The organism is Pseudomonas lini (assembly GCF_964063345.1).
Classification (GTDB): Bacteria; Pseudomonadota; Gammaproteobacteria; order Pseudomonadales; family Pseudomonadaceae; genus Aquipseudomonas; species Aquipseudomonas lini_B.
Window position 1 is genome coordinate 4835909 of sequence record NZ_OZ061318.1, and the last position, 20851, is coordinate 4856759.

Genomic DNA, 20851 nt, shown 5'->3' on the forward strand with positions numbered 1-20851 from the left:
GCATGGCGCTGGGACTGAGGCTCACTATAGCTCCAGCGTCAGTTTCATTCTGAAACACATTTCGGTGTTTCTACTCAGAGCGACCGGTCAGCGATAAAGGCGCGGGCATTGTCATTTTTTGCAGCTCGATTCAGAGCTCATAACAGGCCAGGAACATGTCCAGCGCCGACTCCACAACGGTGTGCTGCATCTCGGGCGACAAGCCTGGCTGGCCCATGGAGATCTGTGGCCAGAACGCAAACGACTTGAGCAATCCCTGGACCTGTTGCGCGGCGAACTCGGGTGCGACCGGTTTCAACAGACCATCGGCCTGGGCCGCGCGAATCCACACGGTCAGGCCTTCCTCGCGTTCACTCATTCGGGCGACCATGTTTTGCGCACGCTCGGGAGAATGGATGGTGGCGGCTATCGCCACCCGCGCCAGGTCGAGAAAATTGTCATCGGCCAGCATCTGCAGTTTCGCCTGCAACATCAGGCGCAACTGATCACGCAGGGGCAAGTCAGGGCGGTAAGCCGCTTCCTGTTCAGCCGTTACCCGCGCCCACAATTGATTGAGGATTTCGGCGAACAACTCTTCCTTGCTCGGGAAGTGGTTGTACACGGTGCGCTTCGACACGCCCGCGGTGGCGGCGATCTTGTCCATGCTGGTGATGTCGAAACCGTTGGCACGGAATTCGGCAATCGCCGCCTGGATGATGGCTTCGCGTTTACGGTCAGTGAGGCGCTGTAGGGCTGTCATAAATACGCTTAGGCTGAAAAAAGTGGAGAACTACACTTGGTAGTTTACTTGTGATCGGCTTTGATGCAACCTTGGAACTACACTGTGCAGTGTAATGTTTTGTTAATCCTGCGCAGCGCAAAAAGAATCTCCGGCTGATGCGTGCGTGCCTTGGCCATTTATCGTCCCAAGTAGAAAATCGTCAATCGTGCGGTTTTTCTGGAGTCATTCAGTCATGGCCACTTCAACTTCTCCAGCGGATAACACCTCAACGCCTGAAGCTTCACGACAGGCTCAAGGGCAGTACCGAAACCATGTGCCGGTGCAGCGCGAAGGCTTTCGCAAAACCGTGCGCATCATTTGGAACTTCATCTTCCACAAACCACGCGACACACGGCCGTCCGCCCCGGTCCCGGTGCAACCCCTGACCCAGGCTGCGTTGATCGCCGCGCCCAACCACAGCGTCTATCGCCTCGGCCATTCCACGGTTCTGCTGAAACTGCGAGACAAATTCTGGATCACCGACCCGGTCTTCGCCGAGCGCGCCTCACCGGTGCAATGGGCCGGCCCGAAGCGTTTCCACCAGCCACCGATCAGCCTCGAAGACCTGCCGCCGATTGAAGCGGTGATCCTGTCCCACGATCACTACGACCACCTCGATTATCAGGCCGTCCTCAAACTGGCGGACAAGACCCGATATTTCCTCACACCGCTGGGTGTGGGCGACACCCTGATCAAATGGGGTATCGATGCCAGTAAAGTGCGCCAACTGGATTGGTGGCAGGGCACCGAGGTCGATGGCGTTCAATTCGTCGCCACACCTTCGCAGCACTTTTCAGGTCGTGGGCTGTTCGACGGCAACAGCACCCTTTGGGCGTCGTGGGTGATGATCGACGGCGACACGCGGGTCTTCTTCAGTGGCGACAGCGGCTACTTCGACGGCTTCAAACGCATCGGCGAACAGTACGGCCCATTCGACCTCACGCTCATGGAAACCGGCGCTTATAACGTCGAGTGGCCGCACGTTCACATGCAGCCCGAGCAAACCCTGCAAGCGCACATTGACCTTAAAGGGCGCTGGTTACTGCCGATTCACAACGGCACCTTCGACCTGTCAATGCACGCCTGGTACGAACCCTTCGACCGCATTTTGGCGTTGGCCTGGGAGCGGAACGTGTCGATCACCACGCCGCAGATGGGCGAAGCGTTCAATGTGATGGATCCGCAGCAGGGTCGCGCATGGTGGCTAGGGTTGGAAGATGCAAGCGATCAGGTGGCGCCTCAGAACGCTTGATGTTGTGCTGCCGGGCCGCTTGCCATGGGAGCGGCCCGTACTGACACCTCACTCAACCATCGCATAATCCGCCCGCCCCACCGGATCCGGCGTCGACCCTCGCACATTCATCCCTCTGCCCGGCGCAAATCCCGGGAAGAACACCAGACCTTGCGACTCAAACCGATACGCCAACGCCAGCCGGGTGACATCCAGCACATCGCGTTCAGCCTCGAAACGTTGAATCGCGTCAACGGAAACCCCGGATTCCCCGGATAACTCTTCAACACTCCAGCCCAGCATCGCTCGGGCCTGGGCGCAGTGGGCGGGGGTGAACTGGAAGAGGGCGATACGTTCCAGGGTGATTTTCATCGCAAGAGTGGCCATGGTGTTCTCCGGGCTCGAGAGTGCTGATTCAAAATATACTGTGTTTTTGTACAGTTGTTTTGAGCCCGGATCAACCTCATTTTTTTGATTGATTCTATTTTTTTGCTCAGACAGGAGCGTGGGAGCGACTACGCTATTTCTATGCGGGCTTCTGAACGCTCAAAGAGCTTTCAACTCCCGTCAGCAGCAATGATTGAACGTCAGCTTTCTGATATTCAATACAAGGAAAGTGGCGTTTATGACGCAGTGCGTCACAGCGTTACGCGGGGAAGGGAATCATGAAAAGACTACGTCTGCTATGTGCCCTGATCGGTTTTACAAGTCTGCCCGTCGTGGCTGATATGGCATCGTTAAGTAAAGAGGCCTTTGTCAGCAACCTGATAAATCAGATGACCCTGGAGGAAAAAATCGGCCAACTGCGGCTGATCGCCATTGATGAAAAGATGACGCCCGAAAAGATACGCGAAGAAATTGCCGCCGGGCGAATCGGTGGTACCTACGGCTCCGTATCCCGTTACGTAAACCGACCCATGCAGGACGCGGCTCAACAAAGCCGCCTGAAAATACCGATGTTTTTCGGCTGGGACGTCATACACGGCCATCGAACCATTTTTCCCATTGGTCTGGCATTGGCCTCCAGCTGGGATATTGGCGCTATCGAGTTGAGCGGTCGAACAGCGGCGAAAGAAGCGAGTGCCGACGGTATCGATTTGACCTTCGCCCCGATGATAGATATCGCCCGGGATCCTCGCTGGGGGCGCACCTCCGAAGGCTTCGGCGAAGACACCTATCTGGTTTCGCGCATTGCCAAAGCGATGGTTCAGGCTTACCAGGGCGCAAGCCCGAATGCACCCGACAGCATCATGGCCAGCGCCAAACACTTTGCCTTGTATGGGGCTGTCGAGGGTGGGCGCGACTACAACAGCGTCGACATGGGCCTGGCCAGAATGTACCAGGACTACCTGCCGCCGTATCGTTCGGCGATTGAGGGTGGCGCGGGAGCGATGATGGTGGCGCTTAACTCGATAAATGGCGTGCCAGCCGCTTCCAATGCCTGGTTGATGCAAGACCTGCTTCGCAAGGCATGGGGCTTCAAGGGGTTGGTCATCAGCGACCATAACGGGATAAACGATCTGGTTCAGCATGGTGTTGCGAAGAATCCCCGCGAAGCGGCCAGGCTCGCGATCAGGGCTGGCGTTGATATGAGCATGAACGATTTCTCCTATGGGCCGGAGCTATCGGGGCTGCTTGAGTCAGGCGCTATTTCCCAGAGCAATATTGATAATGCAGTGCGTGAAGTGCTGGGTGCCAAGTACGACATGGGGCTGTTCGAGGACCCTTACCGGCGCATCGGCGTTGCCAGTGAAGACCCTCCTGACAACAATGCCGAATACCGTCTGCACAGAGCCCAGGCCCGAGAGGTGGCACGCAAGACATTGGTGCTGCTGAAGAATGAAAACGGACTTTTGCCGCTAAAAAAAGAGGGCGTGATCGCGCTCATAGGCCCGTTGGCAAAAAGTACCGTCGACATCATGGGCAGTTGGTCCGCAAGCGGCGTGCCCGCGCAATCGGTGACGATCTACGACGGGCTGAAAAACGCGATGAACACGGGCTCGCTGATCTATGCCCGAGGCGCCAATCTCGAGGAGGATCAGGAAGTCGTTAAATACCTGGAATACCAGGGCGTGTCCGAAATCGCGAACGACCCTCGTCCGGCAGCAGAAATGATTGACGAAGCGGTCAAGGCTGCACAGCAAGCCGATATTGTGATTGCCGTGGTGGGTGAGCCCCGCAGCATGTCCCATGAAGCGGCCAGTCGAACCAGCCTCGATCTGCCGGGGCGCCAGAGTGAATTGATCACCGCCCTGAAAGCCACCGGCAAGCCGCTGGTACTGGTATTGATGAACGGCCGGCCGCTGTCCATCGGCAAGGAGCAGAAACAGGCCGATGCGATTCTGGAAACCTGGTACAGCGGCTCCGAGGGAGGCAATGCCGTTGCCGATGTGTTGTTCGGTGACTACAACCCGTCCGGCAAGTTACCCATCACCTTTCCACGCTCCGTGGGGCAGATCCCCAATTACTACAGCCACTTGAACACCGGTCGCCCCTACATCGTGGGTGCGCTTCGCAACTACACGTCGCAATATTTCGATCAATCCCATGGTCCGCTTTACCCCTTCGGCTATGGGCTGAGCTATACCGATTTCAGCCTGACCGACATGGCCCTGTCTTCGACCACACTGAACACGACCGGCAACCTCGTTGCCAGCGTCATGGTGAAGAACATCGGCCAGCGCGACGGCGAAACGGTGGTTCAGCTGTATATCCGCGATGTCGTTGGCTCCGTCGCCCGTCCGGTCAAAGAACTGAAGAACTTTCAAAAAATCATGCTAAAGGCCGGAGAGGAGAAAGCAGTCCACTTCAGCATTGATGAGAACGACCTGAAGTTCTTCAACACCCAGTTGGAATACGCCGCCGAGCCGGGCGAATTCCGGGTGCAAATCGGTCTGGATTCGCAGGATGTGAAGGAGCAGAGTTTTGAGTTGCTGCCAGAACAAGCAGTGGCTAAAACCGATCAGTGAACAAGCGCAGAACCTGTGGGAGCGTGGCTTGCCCGCGAAAAATGCACCGCGGTTTTTCAGGTATTACGCGTCATCGTTCTTCGCGGGCAAGCCACGCTCCCACAGGTTCTGCGCTTGCCGCGTGATTGACTTTAGTAGTCGCGAACTCATTATTTCGCCCCCTTCAACCAAACGGGACGAAACATCATTGAGAATGCCGGGCTGTCATAGCCAAAATCCAGCGCAATCCGCGCAGGTCGCCGCTCCGATGCGCGCTGTTCAAGATTTCACGCAGGAGAATGTCATGTCGATCCTCGAAAGCGACTGGAAGAAATTCAAGGAATTGCGCAAGCTTGCACTTGATCGTTTCTGCCTGGGTGTTCTCACCGATGCCGAAACTATTGCCCAACACAGTGCGCTGTCGCCTCACGCCCGGTACAAAATGCTCTATCGCCTCACCCGTGATCGGGACAAAGACATCGTTGAGACCTTCGACCTGTATAGCCGCTCCAGCGCGCTCATAGCGTTGAGATGGATGGTCAAGCACGACTTGCTGACCGACGCGGAGCTATCGGTTCTCAGCGAAGAAGCCCGTGAGGAAGTTGCCGATGTTGTTCGTCAGCCTTACGAGCTTGAGTGGGTTGAAGAGATTGAGCGACCGGACTGAGCGACACTACCTTATTTATCAAAGGACCAGGGATGCTGATCTTCAACTGCACCGAAGCGGCCAGTAACTTCTTCAGTCGCGTGCACAAAGGTAAAAAAATCAGCTCAGTGGACAAACCACCTTCGCCTACCATTGAGGATGACGAGCAAGGTGAGTTCACCGAACAGTGGCTGGTCCACGCCATCACCGTCCAACGCAAGCACGTGTTATTCGTCATCCATGTGCAAACCCGTTACTGCATGATCTTCGCCGACGCTAAAAAGGCTGACGTCGAGGGTTTTGTTCATCGGTTTTCCGAGCGATGGATAAACGGCCTGATCCATCATGCGGGTCAGCACGACATTCTTCGCTGGGTCGAAGATGAGCCGATGATGGAGCGCTTTGAGGAAAGCAATCGCGAGTACCAACTGTACAAGCGCCGACATCGCGGTGCGCAAAAACACATCGACGATATCGCCTGGTTCTTCCAGGATTGCGCAGCAGAGTGGGGCACCTTACCGCCGGATGAGTATGCGGCCGGCCGCTTCGACGCGCAGATGAACGACTTCCTCAGAGGCAGTAAAGGTCATAAAGACTATTACTACCCGAGCGAAGAAATGATGGCTCACTGGTTACGCCAATACTGCGGCCTCGACGAGTCCGGCATCCAGGGTGCACGTGATCGGCTCAAAGAGGTGAAGCAGGAAATTCGGGAGTTGGAGAGTCAGCTGCGTGAAGGTTGAAACCTTGAATATCCAGCAAATGCCCGCGATGCGGCGATCTGGGGCCTTTCTATAATCGCTCTATAATTGCCTATAAAATTCTACCCAGGCTTGTCAGATCGATTACTTCAGCGCCAACCCCGGCGCCTCACGAATAATGAAGTGATCCAGATTCTCGATATTGGCACTGAACACCCCGAACGTTTGTTCGGGGTTTTTCTTGCTCGGCACCTGCTTCAACTCCGGCGTCACCCCATAAAAGAAACAATACAACTCTGCCTCACTGTCGACGGCATGCTTGATCTCTTCCAGAAACGCTTTGCGCTTGCGGTAGTTGTCGATCAGCTTCTTGCTCAAGTAAACGTTCACCGAGTAAGGCTTCTTCTTCGCCTCGTCCGGTTGCTTGAACCAGACCTTCTGTTCGAAGTCGATGCGAAAGCTCTGCGTGTAATCCTTGATCTCCTTGATCTTGCCCCAGTAAATCAGCCCCTTGTTGTCCTGCAGATACTCGATCTTCTTGAAGAACGACCCATAAGGCGCCGAGTGCTCGCCAATCTTCAGCGGCATGCGCTTGAGCAGCTCTTTGTCCTCGAAGTTCGACACAAAACACTCCACCGGGTGGGCGAAGACACTGGTCTTGTCCGGTGCAGACTCTCGGTTCGGATGCTCGACGTTACTGGCCGCTGAAGTTGGTTTTGGGCCATCCCGCATGACATCCGCCGCCACGGCTGGGTTCGACGGCTTACGCACATACTCACGCCGAGTCAGCAACAACTCCGACGGGAAATGCTCCTCCCGACTGTCATCCGATTCCGCACCGTCCGCCTCCAGGCCCGACGCCGGCGTTTTCAGGCTGACATAAGGACAACCCTCGACATGCCGCGTGCTGGGAATGTTCTTGAAGTGCGGCGTACGCACGTAATTCACATTCTTGGCGTTGAACGTCCCCAACACGTTGGCCGCATCAAACGCCGAACGGCAGGCATCGTTCGGGCACTGGAAATGCTCCTTGGCGGAATCGAACTCCATCGTCTCGTCGAAATTCAAATCGCGCACGTCATAGATCGACAGCTTGTCGTCGAGGCTGAGGCAGTAGGCGAGGTCGAATTTCATGGCGGGGCTCGGGTCCGTGAGAGAAGAGTGGCGTATTAATAGCGGGAGGTGCGTGATGGTGCACCTGTTAATTCTCATCATGGTCGCGCCAACATCTTCATTTCCGGACAACGTCATAGCCTTGTGAGGAATGCAGGCACGGTAAATCTATCAACGCTGGTCTCGAAGTTTTATTTCGAATTGGCTGTGAGGATGTTCCGCCAATCGTGTAGGAGTTTTCGTTAAATTTGGTAGTCTTCATCCTCTGATAAGAGGATAAGTGGATGCCAGCTGTCATTGCCGAAAATGATGAGTCGAAGTGGGCTGATGAAACAGGAGTCTGTTACCACTTCCCGAAGCAGTACCGATCGATTCTTACCGAAGGAACGGCGGTGCTGTATTACAAAGGGAAGATGACAAACAAGGCTTTTTCGAATCAGCGTCTGAGTACCAATCCCCATTATTTTGGGGTTGCTCGAATAGGAAAGGTTCATGCGGATGAGAACAGCACGCAGGGTGATTTGTTCGCTGTTGTTGAGGGCTACAGGCCTTTTGAGTCTGCAGTTCCAATCAAGCTTGACGGGGAATACCTCGAGCAGATTCCTGTAAAACTGAAGAGTAATTATTGGCGTAATGGGGTCCGGTTAATTGACCAGACGGTGTTCGACGACATCTGCTCTCATGCGGTGCTGAAGTCAGAGCAGATCAACGACTTCAGTCCAATCGATATTGCACACGAGTTTGAGACGAGAGTTATTGGGACTGAAGGGAAAAAAATCACCTATTACGGTGTGAGGTATGAACGCTGTCCAAAGCTTAGGCGTCAGGCAATCGCTATTCATGGGCTTCGATGCAAAGCCTGTGATTTCGACTTTGAGACAGCGTATGGCGCGCATGCAAAAGGTTTTATCCATGTACACCACGTGAAGCCCATTTCCGAATTTGACGAGGTCCAGGTTGTCGATCCCGCGACTGACTTGATCCCACTCTGTGCAAATTGCCACGCTGTTGTTCATAGGAAGCCCGGACAGTTACTGAGCGTTGAGCAACTGAAAGGCCTTCTCAATGGTCATTGGATTTTCGACGATTTAATCAAAGTTAGTTAGGTGGTGTAAAAGGAGGCTTGCAGCGAAATTTAGGGGGATTCACTTGTGATACGACCGAAGCCTCCAGTTCCAGATCACTCCAAATTTGGATATCCAAACAATTGCCGAGGGTTGAAACCCTCGGACGATACTGAGTGGTCATGAAGGCTGTCTACGAATAGCTCCGGATCTCGCAAGCGATCCTATGAACCCAGCACCTAAAGCACCTAACCCATTGAATGCTTCGACCACTGAAACACCTGCACGAACCTCCGCCACCAAGGCTTAACCGTCGTCACCCTTCGTTGCGGCTGATCGTGCAACAGATACGGCATGTCCCGCAGCCTAATCCAATCTTCATCCTGCCAATGCAGCAGACTCAACGACATCTCCGGCCAATCCAACAAGCTCAACATTGGCCGATCCGAATTTTCCGACTGCTCCGCATCGCGCAAGGCCGGCACCACCTGATGGGTTAACCACTCACGCAACAACCGATTCCCCGGAACGTAGTGATACACCAACAACGCATACACACCAGACTCACTGAGCAACAACTGTTTTTCCGGTTGCCGGAAATACTCAATCCACAAAACTCGGCGCTGATCCTTATCTAACTTGTTGACCATGCGATCACTCAGATGGACACCCATCAAACGACCGATATCTCGGGCGCAGAACCATGGCTGATTTTCGAGTAGAAGGGCATGCAGAACGAGGTTGTGGCGAGGGAAGACTGTCACAGAAAAAGTATCAAGCATCACCGACCTCCGAAATGAGGAGAGTGCGGAGCAGGTTGTATTCGGGCATATCCGTGACCTCTACGTTTAGATTTTGGAGGGCCTGACCCCAACGTAGAGTGGATGCAAGAAATCCCAACGAGCAAAGTCATCTCATTCAAACCACAAGTCACCAATGGGGAGTCGCGGATTATGATAGGCCAAGCTTTCTACGTTGGGCGTTTCTTAGGCACCTGCAAAATAGCTTAGAGGTGCTTGTGGCAGGCTTCAATGCAGAAGAGGCTGTAAGTGTTGTAGGAGATTTAGCGCTGTGACGTAGGGGCGTAAAAGGACTACTCATCACCCATAAAAAAGCCCCGATCAGATCGGGGCTTTCAGTTTTTCGGTTTGACGATTCAGATCGCGATCATCAAATCGCGGTGAGCTCGGGAATCAATCCCAGCTCAACGCCCCACCCGTCTGATACTCAATAACCCGAGTCTCAAAGAAATTCTTCTCTTTCTTCAAGTCCATAATCTCGCTCATCCAAGGGAACGGATTCGTAGTCCCTGGATACTCTTCCTTCAAACCAATCTGGCTCAAACGACGGTTTGCGATGAACTTCAGGTAATCCTCCATCATCGCCGCATTCATGCCCAACACCCCACGAGGCATGGTGTCACGAGCGTATTCAATCTCCAGCTGAGTCCCCTGCAGAATCATCTGGCTCGCTTCTTCCTTCATTTCAGCATCCCACAAATGCGGGTTTTCGATTTTGATCTGGTTGATCACGTCGATGCCGAAGTTCAGGTGCATGGATTCGTCGCGCAGGATGTACTGGAACTGCTCGGCGACGCCGGTCATTTTGTTGCGACGGCCCATGGAGAGGATCTGGGTGAAGCCGCAGTAGAAGAAGATGCCTTCCAGAACGCAGTAGTAGGCGATCAGGTTGCGCAGCAGCTCTTTGTCGGTTTCGACGGTGCCGGTTTCGAACTTCGGATCGGAGATCGAACGGGTGTATTTCAGGCCCCAGGTGGCTTTTTTCGCGACCGATGGGATCTCGTGGTACATGTTGAAGATCTCGCCTTCATCCATGGCCAACGATTCGATGCAGTACTGGTAGGCGTGGGTGTGGATCGCCTCTTCGAAGGCCTGGCGCAGGATGTACTGGCGGCATTCCGGGTTGGTGATCAGGCGGTACACGGCCAGGACCAGGTTGTTGGCAACCAGGGAGTCGGCGGTGGAGAAGAAGCCGAGGTTGCGCATGACGATGCGGCGCTCGTCGTCGGTCAGGCCTTCCGGGTCTTTCCAGAGGGCGATGTCGGCGGTCATGTTGACTTCTTGCGGCATCCAGTGGTTTGCGCAACCGTCCAGATACTTCTGCCAGGCCCAGTCGTACTTGAACGGTACGAGTTGGTTGAGGTCGGCGCGGCAGTTGATCATGCGCTTTTCATCGACAGCAACGCGGGCGGAGGCGCCTTCGAGTTCGGCGAGGCCTTCGGCGACGTCGAGGGTGTCCAGGGCAGCTTTGGCACGGGCGATTGCGGCGGAGTCGGACGCGGTTACAGCGCGGGCTTCTTGCGCAGCGACGCCACCAGCGGTGTCGAGGCGGTCCATGTTGGCTTCAGTTGCGTGCCCAGCGTTGGCGCCTTTTACAACGGTTTCGCCGCTGTCTTCTTTGTCGAATTCGTCCCAGCTCAGCATGACGTGTCGTCTCCTGCGTGAGGGCCAGATTGCCCGTGTGAAAACTGATAGGTTGGTTTTTCACACGGCCGTACTGGCCGCGTTGGATAGCGTTTTTTGCAGCGGTACACGCAGGCAAATAAACATAATTTTGTACGGGGTTCCGAGAGCCTCTGACGGGCGCAGAAATCGGTGAAGACTTCGGCGTGGGCTTCAGACTGGCTGTTATCCCTGTAAGGGAATATTGCAGGCCCGTTTAAGCCGGCATTATAGGGAAATTTTTGCGGCCGTGGTGGGGCGAATCCGCGCATGGAGCGGTCGAGAAGGCAGGTTTTTTCGGTCAGAGCGAGGGTTTACAGGGCTTTGGCTGGATATCACGGGTGAAGATTTTTTTTCATAATTTTTGCCTGGAATATTTTTTGTTCAAAAAATAGCCAAAAAATCACGATTTTCACTACATGTTGTGTTTTAAGTCGCTTTTCGAAGGCTTCAGACACAACTAAGCCCGACCGAAGTCGGGCTGTAACGTCACGCTTGATGATCAGCTGAGGCGAGCGGCACCCACGTGATCTGCGCCATCGGCAGCGACTTTGGCGGCGCCAGTGTGATCAAAACCATCAGCAGCAACCTTGGCAGCGCCAGTGTGATCAGAACCATCAGCAGCGAAAGACGCCGAACCGGTGTGGTCATAACCATCGGAAGCGACAGCCGCTTCAGTGGTGAAAGCAGACGAGCCAGTGCGGTCGTAGCCATCGGCGGCGAAGGTGTTAGCGGCCAGGACGGAAAGGGTCAGGGCGAGGATCAGTTTGGTTTTCATGGTAGTGGCTCCAGGTTCGTTGGCGTTTTGTGCCTTGGGTGTGAAATTCATACTACGCCAACTATTTTGATTAAAAGGCGCAAATAAATGCTTAAAAGAATCGTATTTATCGATGTAAGGCTCGGCGCTTCATCTGCCTTTTAAGCGGGCGGATGGGTCGAGCCTTGATAAATAAGAGTGGGCGGATCAGCCGTTAGAGCAGCCGTTACCCATGACGCTGTAGCGCAGAATGTGTCGCTGACCCTTGGAGTCGTCGTATTCCATTTTTGCCGGAACCACTTCGCAGACGTTCGGGATTTCGCTCATCGATATAACTTTGGCGATGTCCAGGTGAGTGGAGTAGGTGTATTCCTCAATGACGGTTTGTTGCAGTGCGACATCAGTCGGGACCTCATCTGCCATGGCGGTTGCGCACAGACTGCTGAGGGCCAGAACCAATAAAGCTTTCATTTCAAATTTACCTTTCTGAAGTCGAAGGGGGTCACGCAATCTTTTTGGGATTGCGTGTGGAGCTTTAACAAAGAGTCTTGGATTAACTGCCTTCGTGGGGGCTGCAACTGGGTTAATCGCGTTGCCGTGTTGGCGAGGCTGATTTTAGGCCTGGGGGCGGCGTGCATATAGCCGTGCTTTTGATAAACACCTTTGGCAGATTTGGTAACAATCCCCGAGAACCCGCCCGTAACCACTGCGCAGAATCTGCCGAAGATGGCGATCTTTCGACTTTAAAAAACTGAAGATCAAAAGATCGCAGCTTTCGGCAGCTCCCACGAGGGCCCTGATAGCCGCGTTTGAGCGCCTTGTCGCGGTATAGCCACATTTTGTAGGGGCTTGTTACTACCATCGTCGAATGGTTCTATAGGCCCGGCCCGGCTACAACTGGGGTCATACAAAAACAACTATTCCACCGAGGTAAGAAAGATGAGTGCGGCTTCTTTGTATCCCGTTCGTCCCGAGGTAGCAGCCAACACGCTGACTGACGAGGCCACTTATAAGGCCATGTACCAGCAGTCGGTCGTCAACCCGGACGGCTTCTGGCGTGAACAAGCCAAGCGCCTCGACTGGATCAAGCCTTTCACCACGGTGAAGCAGACGTCCTTCGACGATCACCATGTCGATATCAAATGGTTCGCCGACGGCACGCTGAACGTTTCCTACAACTGCCTCGACCGTCATCTGGCCGAGCGCGGCGATCAAATCGCGATTATTTGGGAAGGGGATGACCCTGCCGAAAGCCGCAACATCACCTACCGCGAGCTGCACGAACAAGTCTGCAAGTTCGCCAACGCCTTGCGCGGCCAGGATGTGCACCGCGGCGACGTGGTGACAATCTATATGCCGATGATCCCCGAAGCCGTGGTCGCCATGCTGGCCTGCACCCGGATCGGCGCGATTCACTCGGTAGTGTTTGGCGGTTTCTCGCCGGAAGCCCTGGCCGGTCGCATCATCGACTGCCGCTCGAAAGTGGTGATCACCGCTGACGAAGGTATTCGTGCGGGCAAGAAAATCCCGCTGAAGTCCAACGTCGACGACGCGTTGACCAACCCGGAAACCAGCAGCATTCAGAAAGTCATCGTGTGCAAGCGCACCGGTGGCGACATCAAGTGGAACCAGCATCGCGACATCTGGTACGAAGACCTGATGAAAGTGGCGGGCAGTGTGTGCGCGCCGAAAGAGATGGGCGCCGAAGAAGCGCTGTTCATCCTTTATACCTCCGGTTCCACCGGCAAGCCGAAGGGCGTGCAGCACACCACCGGCGGTTATCTGCTGTATGCGGCGATGACCCACGAGCGCGTGTTCGACTACCGTCCGGGCGAAATCTACTGGTGCACCGCCGACGTTGGTTGGGTAACCGGCCACACTTATATCGTCTATGGCCCGTTGGCCAACGGCGCGACCACGCTGCTGTTCGAAGGCGTGCCCAACTATCCGGACATCACCCGGGTGGCGAAGATCGTCGACAAGCACAAGGTCAACATCCTCTACACCGCGCCTACCGCGATTCGCGCGATGATGGCCTCGGGCACCGCCGCTGTAGAAGGTGCCGATGGCAGCAGCCTGCGTCTGTTGGGTTCGGTCGGTGAGCCGATTAACCCGGAAGCGTGGGATTGGTACTACAAGAATGTCGGCCAATCCCGTTGCCCGATCGTCGACACCTGGTGGCAGACTGAGACCGGCGGCAACATGATGAGCCCGCTGCCGGGCGCTCACGCGCTCAAGCCGGGTTCGGCGTCACGTCCGTTCTTCGGCGTGGTGCCAGCGCTGGTGGACAACCTCGGTAACATCATCGAAGGCGTTGCCGAGGGCAACCTGGTGATTCTCGATTCGTGGCCAGGCCAGGCGCGCACGCTGTATGGCGACCATGACCGCTTCGTCGACACTTACTTCAAGACCTTCCGTGGCATGTACTTCACCGGTGACGGTGCGCGTCGTGACGAGGACGGTTACTACTGGATCACCGGGCGTGTGGATGACGTACTCAACGTTTCCGGACACCGCATGGGCACTGCCGAGATCGAAAGCGCGATGGTCGCGCACCCGAAAGTCGCCGAAGCGGCGGTGGTCGGTGTGCCGCACGACATCAAGGGGCAGGGCATCTATGTCTATGTCACGTTGATCGGTGGCGAAGAGCCGAGCGAGCAACTGCGCCTGGAACTGAAAAACTGGGTGCGTAAAGAGATCGGCCCGATTGCTTCGCCGGACGTCATCCAGTGGGCGCCGGGGCTGCCGAAAACCCGTTCGGGCAAGATCATGCGCCGAATTCTGCGCAAGATTGCGACGGCCGAATACGATGGGTTGGGGGATATTTCGACTCTGGCCGATCCGGGTGTGGTGCAGCATTTGATTGATACGCACAAGACCATGAACGTCGCTTAACAGCGGTTCTTGAGTCATCGAAGCCCCGCCAGGTGTTGAGCCTGGTGGGGTTTTTTATTGGCTGATGGTTTTGTGGCCGTTCGGGCCTCATCGCGGGCAAGCCCGCTCCCACAGGTTTTCGGGAGGTAGTTCAGATTGTGTACACGCCACCAATCCTTGTGGGAGCGGCCTCATCGCGGGCAAGCTGATCTGGCCTAATAATTCCGGACACCTCTTAAGGGCGATATGATTTCGCCAATTTGGAGGTTCCATGAAAGAAAGAAGAGTCTTTTCCCGCGAGTTCAAACATCGTGCAGCCAGCATGGTGATTGATGACGGTTGTTCGGTACAGGAAGTCTGCGCGTCGCTGGACATTAGCGCCACCGCGTTGCGGCGCTGGGTGGATCAGGTTCGCAAGGAACACAAGGGGCAACCGGTTCAAGGCACCAAGGCCATTACTGAGGATCAGCGCCAGATTCAGGATTTGAAAGCCAAGATCAAACGCATGGAAATGGAAGCCGAAATCTTAAAAAAGGCTACCGCTCTCTTGATGTCGGATCCCGATCGTTTTCGATGATCGCGGAGCTAAGAGAGTCATTCCCGACCGCCATCCTGTGTCGCGTTTTCGATGTGAAGCGCAGCAGCTTTTACGAATGGCTACAGCGTCTCTCGCGGCCTAAGATCGAGCGCGAAGAGCTCAAGGGGAAGGTGGTCGAACTGCACAGCGAAAGCCGGGAAGCCATGGGGTCCAGAACGATCAGCAAGCATCTGCAGGCCCAAAACATAGCGGTCGGAAGAAGCCTTGTTAAAGCCCTGATGAGGGAAGCCAACATTGTCAGCAAACAACGCCAGCCTCATCCATTCAGGTCCAAAGGAGTTGAAGCATTTGTCGCGCCCAACCTGCTCAAGCGCAATTTCAAGCCGACCGCGGTCAATCAAGTCTGGTGTGGCGACGTTACAAGCTTGATGGTAGGCAAGCGCTGGGTTCATCTGGCCATCGTGATCGATTTGTTTGCTCGTCGGGTCATTGGTTGGGCATTTTCGCTGGTCAATGACGCCAACTTGGTGAGTAAAGCGCTACGCATGGCGACAGAGCTTCGAACCTGCCCACCTGGGTTGATGTTCCATTCGGATCAGGGCTGTCAGTACACCAGTCGCAAGTTTCAAGAAGAGCTGATGCGCCATGGCATTTTGCAGAGCATGAGTCATCGCGGGCAGTGTTGGGACAATGCTCCAACGGAACGCTTTTTCGGCACCCTGAAGTCAGAATGGGTCCCTCGCAACGGCTACAGCACGAGCGAGGAAGCACAAACCGATATGGTGCGTTTCTTCATGTACTACAACCGCACCAGGCTCCACAGCTACAACAACTACCTGTCGCCAATAGCTATGGAGCTAAAAGCGGCATAAACACCGTAACTGGTGTCCGGGATTACTTGACCAGATCAAGCCCGCTCCCACAGGTTTTCGGGAGGTGGTTCAGATTGTGTGCACGCCACAAATCCTTGTGGGAGCGGGCTTGCCCGCGATGGCGGCCTGTCAGACGCAACATAAACAACGCCCAATAATTATCGATGTCCGCCGTAGGCCATTTCCCACTGTTACCCATCACCCTTCAAGTAACTGAATGTGTAACCTCACGCCCGGCAACGAGGCATAGGGAAACGCAAAGCCCCGTTTCAGGGCCTCTCAGCCCGGTATGAAAAATAAGACATTACGCTGCGCTTGCCGGATTAGAAGGGTTTGCCAATAATAGGCCCGCAATTTGCAATATAGATCGGTTAACTGTCTTTTGCTCTTGCATGAAATTGCAAGGCTGTCAACGTGCTCAAGCGGCTTTCTCGGTGCATCTGTAATTTGTTGTCGCATTGAAGAAATATCGGCTTCGGGCCTGTCGTTAGAATGCCGATCACTCGCTCGTCGTTGCCGGTGTTGAAATCAATGTTGAAATCAGCCCGCGGTTCCCAGGACGCAGCACTGCTTCGCTGTTTAACCCATTCGCATATTGGGCTGTCGCTCACTCTGCCGTTTTTGCCCTTTACCGATGGAGTCCCAAGATGAAGAAACTTGTGCTGCTTGGCGCCCTGGCACTGTCCGTGCTGTCCCTGCCGACCTTCGCCGATGATAAGCCCGTAAAAATCGGTATCGAAGCGGCTTACCCTCCGTTCGCCTCCAAGGCGCCGGACGGCAGCATCGTGGGTTTCGACTACGACATCGGCAACGCACTGTGCGAAGAGATGAAGGTCAAGTGCGTGTGGGTCGAGCAAGAATTCGACGGCCTGATCCCGGCACTCAAAGTGCGCAAGATCGACGCGATCCTGTCGTCCATGTCGATCACTGAAGACCGCAAGAAGTCCGTGGACTTCACCAACAAGTACTACAACACCCCGGCTCGCCTGGTCATGAAGGCCGGCACTCAGGTCAGTGAAAACCTGGCTGAGTTGAAGGGCAAGAACATCGGTGTGCAACGTGGTTCGATCCATGAGCGTTTCGCCCGTGAAGTCCTGGCCCCGCTGGGTGCCGAGATCAAGCCTTACGGCTCGCAGAACGAAATCTACCTCGACGTGGCCGCCGGTCGCCTGGACGGCACCGTGGCAGACGCGACCTTGCTGGATGACGGTTTCCTTAAAACCGACGCCGGCAAAGGTTTCGCCTTCGTGGGCCCGGCCTTCACCGACGAGAAGTACTTCGGCGACGGCATCGGCATCGCAGTTCGCAAGGGCGACGCCTTGAAAGACAAGATCAACTCCGCGATCACTGCCATTCGTGCAAGCGGCAAGTACAAGCAAATCCAGGACAAGTACTTCGCCTTCGATATCTACGGCAAGTAATACGTCCCCGCGACAAGTCCGAAATGGCGCAAGCAACAGGATCTCTGAGGTTTGCGCCATTTTTTCATCCCAACTTTCGAGGACCTGAATCATGTTGAAAGGCTACGGGGCTGTCATCCTCGATGGCGCATGGTTGACGCTTCAGCTCGCCTTGTCGTCCATGGCCCTGGCCATCGTTCTGGGACTGATCGGCGTTGCGCTGCGTCTGTCGCCGGTGCGCTGGCTGGCCTGGCTGGGCGATCTGTACTCCACGGTGATCCGCGGTATTCCCGATCTGGTGCTGATTCTGCTGATTTTCTACGGCGGCCAGGACCTGCTCAACCGCGTCGCGCCGATGCTCGGTTATGACGACTACATCGACCTGAACCCGTTGGCCGCCGGTATCGGCACCCTGGGCTTCATCTTCGGTGCGTACTTGTCGGAAACCTTCCGTGGCGCCTTCATGGCAATCCCGAAGGGGCAGGCAGAAGCCGGCATGGCGTACGGCATGAGCAGTTTTCAGGTGTTCTTCCGGGTGTTGGTGCCGCAGATGATTCGTCTGGCGATTCCGGGCTTCACCAACAACTGGCTGGTATTGACCAAGGCGACCGCGCTGATTTCGGTGGTCGGTCTGCAAGACATGATGTTCAAGGCCAAGCAGGCGGCAGACGCTACCCGTGAGCCTTTCACCTTCTTCCTCGCAGTGGCGGCGATGTACCTGGTGATCACCAGCGTCTCGTTGCTGGCATTGCGTCACCTTGAGAAGCGCTACTCGGTAGGCGTAAGGGCGGCTGATCTATGATCTTCGACTACAACGTCATTTGGGAGGCCTTGCCGCTGTACTTCGGCGGCCTGGTGACCACCCTCAAACTGCTCGCGCTGTCGCTGTTCTTCGGTTTGCTGGCGGCGCTGCCCCTAGGGCTGATGCGCGTTTCCAAGAATGCAGTCGTCAACATGAGTGCCTGGCTGTTCACCTACGTGATCCGCGGCACGCCGATGCTGGTGCAGCTGTTTTTGATCTACTACGGTCTGGCGCAATTCGAAGCGGTGCGTGAAAGCTTCCTCTGGCCATGGCTGTCCAGCGCCACGTTCTGTGCATGCCTGGCGTTCGCGATCAACACCAGTGCCTACACCGCTGAAATCATTGCCGGCAGCCTGCGCGCCACCCCAAATGGTGAGATCGAAGCGGCCAAGGCCATGGGCATGTCGCGCTTCAAAATGTACAAGCGGATCCTGCTGCCGTCGGCCCTGCGCCGGGCACTGCCGCAGTACAGCAACGAAGTGATCATGATGCTGCAGACCACCAGTCTGGCGTCCATCGTGACCCTGATCGACATCACCGGTGCCGCGCGCACGGTCAACGCGCAGTTCTACTTGCCGTTCGAAGCCTACATCACCGCCGGCGTGTTCTACCTGTGCCTGACGTTCATTCTAGTGCGCCTGTTCAAAATGGCCGAGCACCGCTGGCTGGGCTATCTGGCCCCGCGGAAGCACTGATATGGAACGCATCGATCATGCATTGCCATGGAGCCACCTGGGCAGCGAACGCCGGATTTCGGTGTTCCGCTTCGGCGCTGGCGAGCGCAAGGCCTACATCCAGGCCAGCCTGCACGCCGATGAACTGCCGGGGATGCGCACGGCCTGGGAGCTGAAAAAACGCCTGACCGAACTCGAAGCCCAAGGCTTGCTGAACGGTGTGATCGAACTGGTGCCGGTGGCCAACCCATTGGGCCTGGGTCAACTGCTTCAGGGTAACCATCAGGGGCGTTTCGAAGCCGGCAGCGGCAAGAACTTCAACCGGGATTTTGTCGAGCTGAGCGAGCCCGTGGCCGCTGAGCTGCAAGGGCATCTGGGTGACGATCCTCACGCCAATATCCGTTTGATTCGTGAAACCATGAGCGACGTGCTGGCTGCCTTGCCGCCTGCCGAGAGTCAGTTGCAAGGCATGCAGCGCATCTTGCTCAGCCATGCCTGCACTGCCGACGTGGTGCTGGATTTGCATTGCGATTGCGAAGCGGCGCTGCACATGTACGCCTTGCCGCAACACTGGCCGCACTGGCGTTCACTGGCTGCACACTTGAACGTCAAGGTCGGTCTGCTGGCGGAAGATTCCGGCGGCAGCTCCTTTGACGAAGCGTGCTCGCTGCCATGGCTGCGTTTGTCGCGTCTGTTTCCGGATGCCCGGATTCCACTGGCCTGCCTGGCGACGACCCTCGAGTTGGGTGGCCAATCCGATACCGGTCGCCCAGAGGCGCAGGCTCACGCCGAAGGCATTCTGGCATTCCTCGCTGAACAAGGCTTGATCAGCGGCGAATGGCCGAAACCTGCGCAAGACGCTTGCGAAGGCCTGCCGTTCGAAGGCACTGAATTCCTGTTCGCGCCGCATCCTGGTGTGGTGAGTTTTCTGCGCAAACCCGGTGAGTGGGTTGAAGCGGGCGACGAGATTTTTGAAGTGATCGATCCGTTATCGGATCGGGTCAGCACGGTGTGTGCTGGTACGTCCGGGGTGCTGTTTGCCATTGAACGGCTGCGTTATGCCCAACCCGGTTTCTGGCTGGCCAAGGTGGCGGGGCGCGAAGCGCTGCGTCACGGGCGCTTGCTCAACGACTGACTGACTGTTTTTGTGAGAACCGACCGCATGTACAAACTTGAAGTCCAAGACCTGCATAAACGCTATGGCAGTCACGAAGTGCTCAAGGGTGTGTCCCTGAAAGCGGCGGCTGGCGATGTGATCAGCATCATCGGCTCCAGTGGCTCCGGCAAAAGTACTTTCCTGCGCTGCATCAACCTGCTTGAGCAGCCGCACGCCGGCAAGATTCTGCTCAACAATGAAGAGCTGAAACTGGTCGCCAACAAGGACGGCGCGCTGAAAGCCGCCGACCCGAAACAGCTGCAACGCATGCGTTCGCGCCTGTCGATGGTGTTCCAGCATTTCAACCTGTGGTCGCACATGACCGCGATGGAAAACATCATGGAAGCGCCGGTCCACGTGCTCGGCATGTCCAAGACCGAAGCCCGCGAGAAGGCCGAGCACTACCTGAACAAGGTCGGCGTTGCTCATCGCAAGGATGCCTACCCGGGCCACATGTCCGGCGGCGAGCAGCAGCGTGTGGCGATTGCCCGTGCGCTGGCGATGGAGCCTGAGGTGATGTTGTTCGACGAACCGACCTCGGCCCTCGACCCTGAGTTGGTCGGTGATGTGCTGAAAGTCATGCAGGCCCTGGCACAGGAAGGCCGGACCATGGTGGTGGTGACGCACGAGATGGGCTTTGCCCGTGAAGTGTCGAACCAGCTGGTTTTCCTGCACAAAGGTGTTGTTGAAGAAAGCGGCAACCCGCGCGAAGTGCTGGTCAATCCGCAGTCTGAGCGTTTGCAACAATTTTTGTCCGGCAGCTTGAAATAATCAGAACTGCCGTTGTGCACAGGGATAGTGCATGCTTCGCAGCCTCGAGGCTGGCCCCGATCCCCTGTGGGAGCTGGCTTGC

The 20851-nt window shown here is 55.8% G+C and carries 20 protein-coding genes; 13 read left to right on the forward strand and 7 right to left on the reverse strand.

The window, feature by feature from the left end:
* Positions 1-130: 130 nt before the first annotated feature.
* Entirely contained in the window at positions 131-739 is a 609-nt protein-coding gene (locus AB3226_RS21910; protein WP_367374586.1) for a TetR/AcrR family transcriptional regulator, read from the reverse strand.
* Positions 740-953: 214 nt separating this feature from the next.
* Between AB3226_RS21910 and AB3226_RS21915 the strand changes: the two genes are divergently transcribed.
* On the forward strand, positions 954-2012 hold the full coding sequence (locus AB3226_RS21915; protein ID WP_367374587.1) for an MBL fold metallo-hydrolase: 1059 nt from the start codon (positions 954-956) through the stop codon (positions 2010-2012).
* Positions 2013-2060: 48 nt separating this feature from the next.
* On the opposite strand, the gene AB3226_RS21920 is transcribed toward AB3226_RS21915, so the two are convergent.
* Positions 2061-2378, reverse strand: coding sequence for a helix-turn-helix transcriptional regulator (locus AB3226_RS21920; RefSeq protein ID WP_305505149.1), 318 nt, complete (start codon positions 2376-2378; stop codon positions 2061-2063).
* Positions 2379-2656: 278 nt separating this feature from the next.
* On the opposite strand from AB3226_RS21920, the gene bglX reads away from it, so the two are divergent.
* The 3 genes from bglX (at position 2657) to AB3226_RS21935 (ending at position 6328) form a co-directional block, all read left to right on the forward strand.
* On the forward strand, positions 2657-4960 hold the full coding sequence (gene bglX / locus AB3226_RS21925) for a beta-glucosidase BglX (RefSeq protein WP_367374588.1): 2304 nt from the start codon (positions 2657-2659) through the stop codon (positions 4958-4960).
* Positions 4961-5243: 283 nt separating this feature from the next.
* Positions 5244-5606, forward strand: a complete 363-nt coding sequence (locus tag AB3226_RS21930) for a hypothetical protein (protein ID WP_367375828.1) — start codon at positions 5244-5246, stop codon at positions 5604-5606.
* Between the two features lie 32 nt (positions 5607-5638).
* Entirely contained in the window at positions 5639-6328 is a 690-nt protein-coding gene (locus AB3226_RS21935) for a DUF6933 domain-containing protein (protein WP_367374589.1), read from the forward strand.
* A gap of 102 nt (positions 6329-6430) precedes the next feature.
* Here the strand turns inward: AB3226_RS21935 and AB3226_RS21940 are convergent, their stop codons facing one another.
* On the reverse strand, positions 6431-7420 hold the full coding sequence (locus AB3226_RS21940) for a hypothetical protein (protein ID WP_367374590.1): 990 nt from the start codon (positions 7418-7420) through the stop codon (positions 6431-6433).
* A 263-nt stretch (positions 7421-7683) separates the two neighbouring features.
* Between AB3226_RS21940 and AB3226_RS21945 the strand changes: the two genes are divergently transcribed.
* Entirely contained in the window at positions 7684-8505 is an 822-nt protein-coding gene (locus AB3226_RS21945) for a restriction endonuclease (protein WP_367374591.1), read from the forward strand.
* Positions 8506-8711: 206 nt separating this feature from the next.
* Here AB3226_RS21945 and AB3226_RS21950 read toward each other — a convergent pair whose 3' ends face one another.
* The 4 genes from AB3226_RS21950 to AB3226_RS21965 form a co-directional block, all read right to left on the reverse strand.
* Positions 8712-9245, reverse strand: coding sequence for a Bro-N domain-containing protein (locus AB3226_RS21950; RefSeq protein ID WP_367374592.1), 534 nt, complete (start codon positions 9243-9245; stop codon positions 8712-8714).
* 411 nt (positions 9246-9656) lie between these two features.
* Positions 9657-10907, reverse strand: a complete 1251-nt coding sequence (locus tag AB3226_RS21955) for a ribonucleotide-diphosphate reductase subunit beta (protein WP_048394159.1) — start codon at positions 10905-10907, stop codon at positions 9657-9659.
* A gap of 520 nt (positions 10908-11427) precedes the next feature.
* Positions 11428-11703, reverse strand: coding sequence for a hypothetical protein (locus AB3226_RS21960; RefSeq protein WP_367374593.1), 276 nt, complete (start codon positions 11701-11703; stop codon positions 11428-11430).
* Positions 11704-11889: 186 nt separating this feature from the next.
* Positions 11890-12153, reverse strand: a complete 264-nt coding sequence (locus tag AB3226_RS21965; protein ID WP_367374594.1) for a DUF2790 domain-containing protein — start codon at positions 12151-12153, stop codon at positions 11890-11892.
* Positions 12154-12621: 468 nt separating this feature from the next.
* Here AB3226_RS21965 and acs point away from each other — a divergent pair, with 468 nt between their 5' ends.
* The 8 genes from acs (at position 12622) to AB3226_RS22005 (ending at position 20769) form a co-directional block, all read left to right on the forward strand.
* Complete coding sequence (acs, locus tag AB3226_RS21970; protein ID WP_367374595.1) at positions 12622-14577, forward strand: acetate--CoA ligase; 1956 nt, start codon at positions 12622-12624, stop codon at positions 14575-14577.
* 250 nt (positions 14578-14827) lie between these two features.
* Positions 14828-15133, forward strand: coding sequence for a transposase (locus AB3226_RS21975; RefSeq protein WP_229801896.1), 306 nt, complete (start codon positions 14828-14830; stop codon positions 15131-15133).
* Entirely contained in the window at positions 15130-15966 is an 837-nt protein-coding gene (locus AB3226_RS21980) for an IS3 family transposase (RefSeq protein WP_367372336.1), read from the forward strand. The genes AB3226_RS21975 and AB3226_RS21980 overlap by 4 nt, the downstream gene beginning before the upstream one ends.
* Before the next feature lie 647 nt (positions 15967-16613).
* Complete coding sequence (locus AB3226_RS21985; protein WP_030131768.1) at positions 16614-17387, forward strand: ABC transporter substrate-binding protein; 774 nt, start codon at positions 16614-16616, stop codon at positions 17385-17387.
* Between the two features lie 91 nt (positions 17388-17478).
* On the forward strand, positions 17479-18168 hold the full coding sequence (locus AB3226_RS21990; protein ID WP_007951063.1) for an ABC transporter permease: 690 nt from the start codon (positions 17479-17481) through the stop codon (positions 18166-18168).
* Positions 18165-18863, forward strand: coding sequence for an ABC transporter permease (locus AB3226_RS21995; protein WP_038979418.1), 699 nt, complete (start codon positions 18165-18167; stop codon positions 18861-18863). The genes AB3226_RS21990 and AB3226_RS21995 overlap by 4 nt, the downstream gene beginning before the upstream one ends.
* Position 18864: 1 nt before the next feature.
* A complete protein-coding gene (locus AB3226_RS22000; RefSeq protein WP_367374596.1) occupies positions 18865-19977 on the forward strand; it encodes a M14 family metallopeptidase in 1113 nt (370 codons plus the stop codon).
* A gap of 27 nt (positions 19978-20004) precedes the next feature.
* Positions 20005-20769: an ABC transporter ATP-binding protein gene (locus AB3226_RS22005; RefSeq protein ID WP_007904680.1), complete on the forward strand. Its 765-nt coding sequence runs from the start codon at positions 20005-20007 to the stop codon at positions 20767-20769.
* Positions 20770-20851 lie beyond the last annotated feature (82 nt).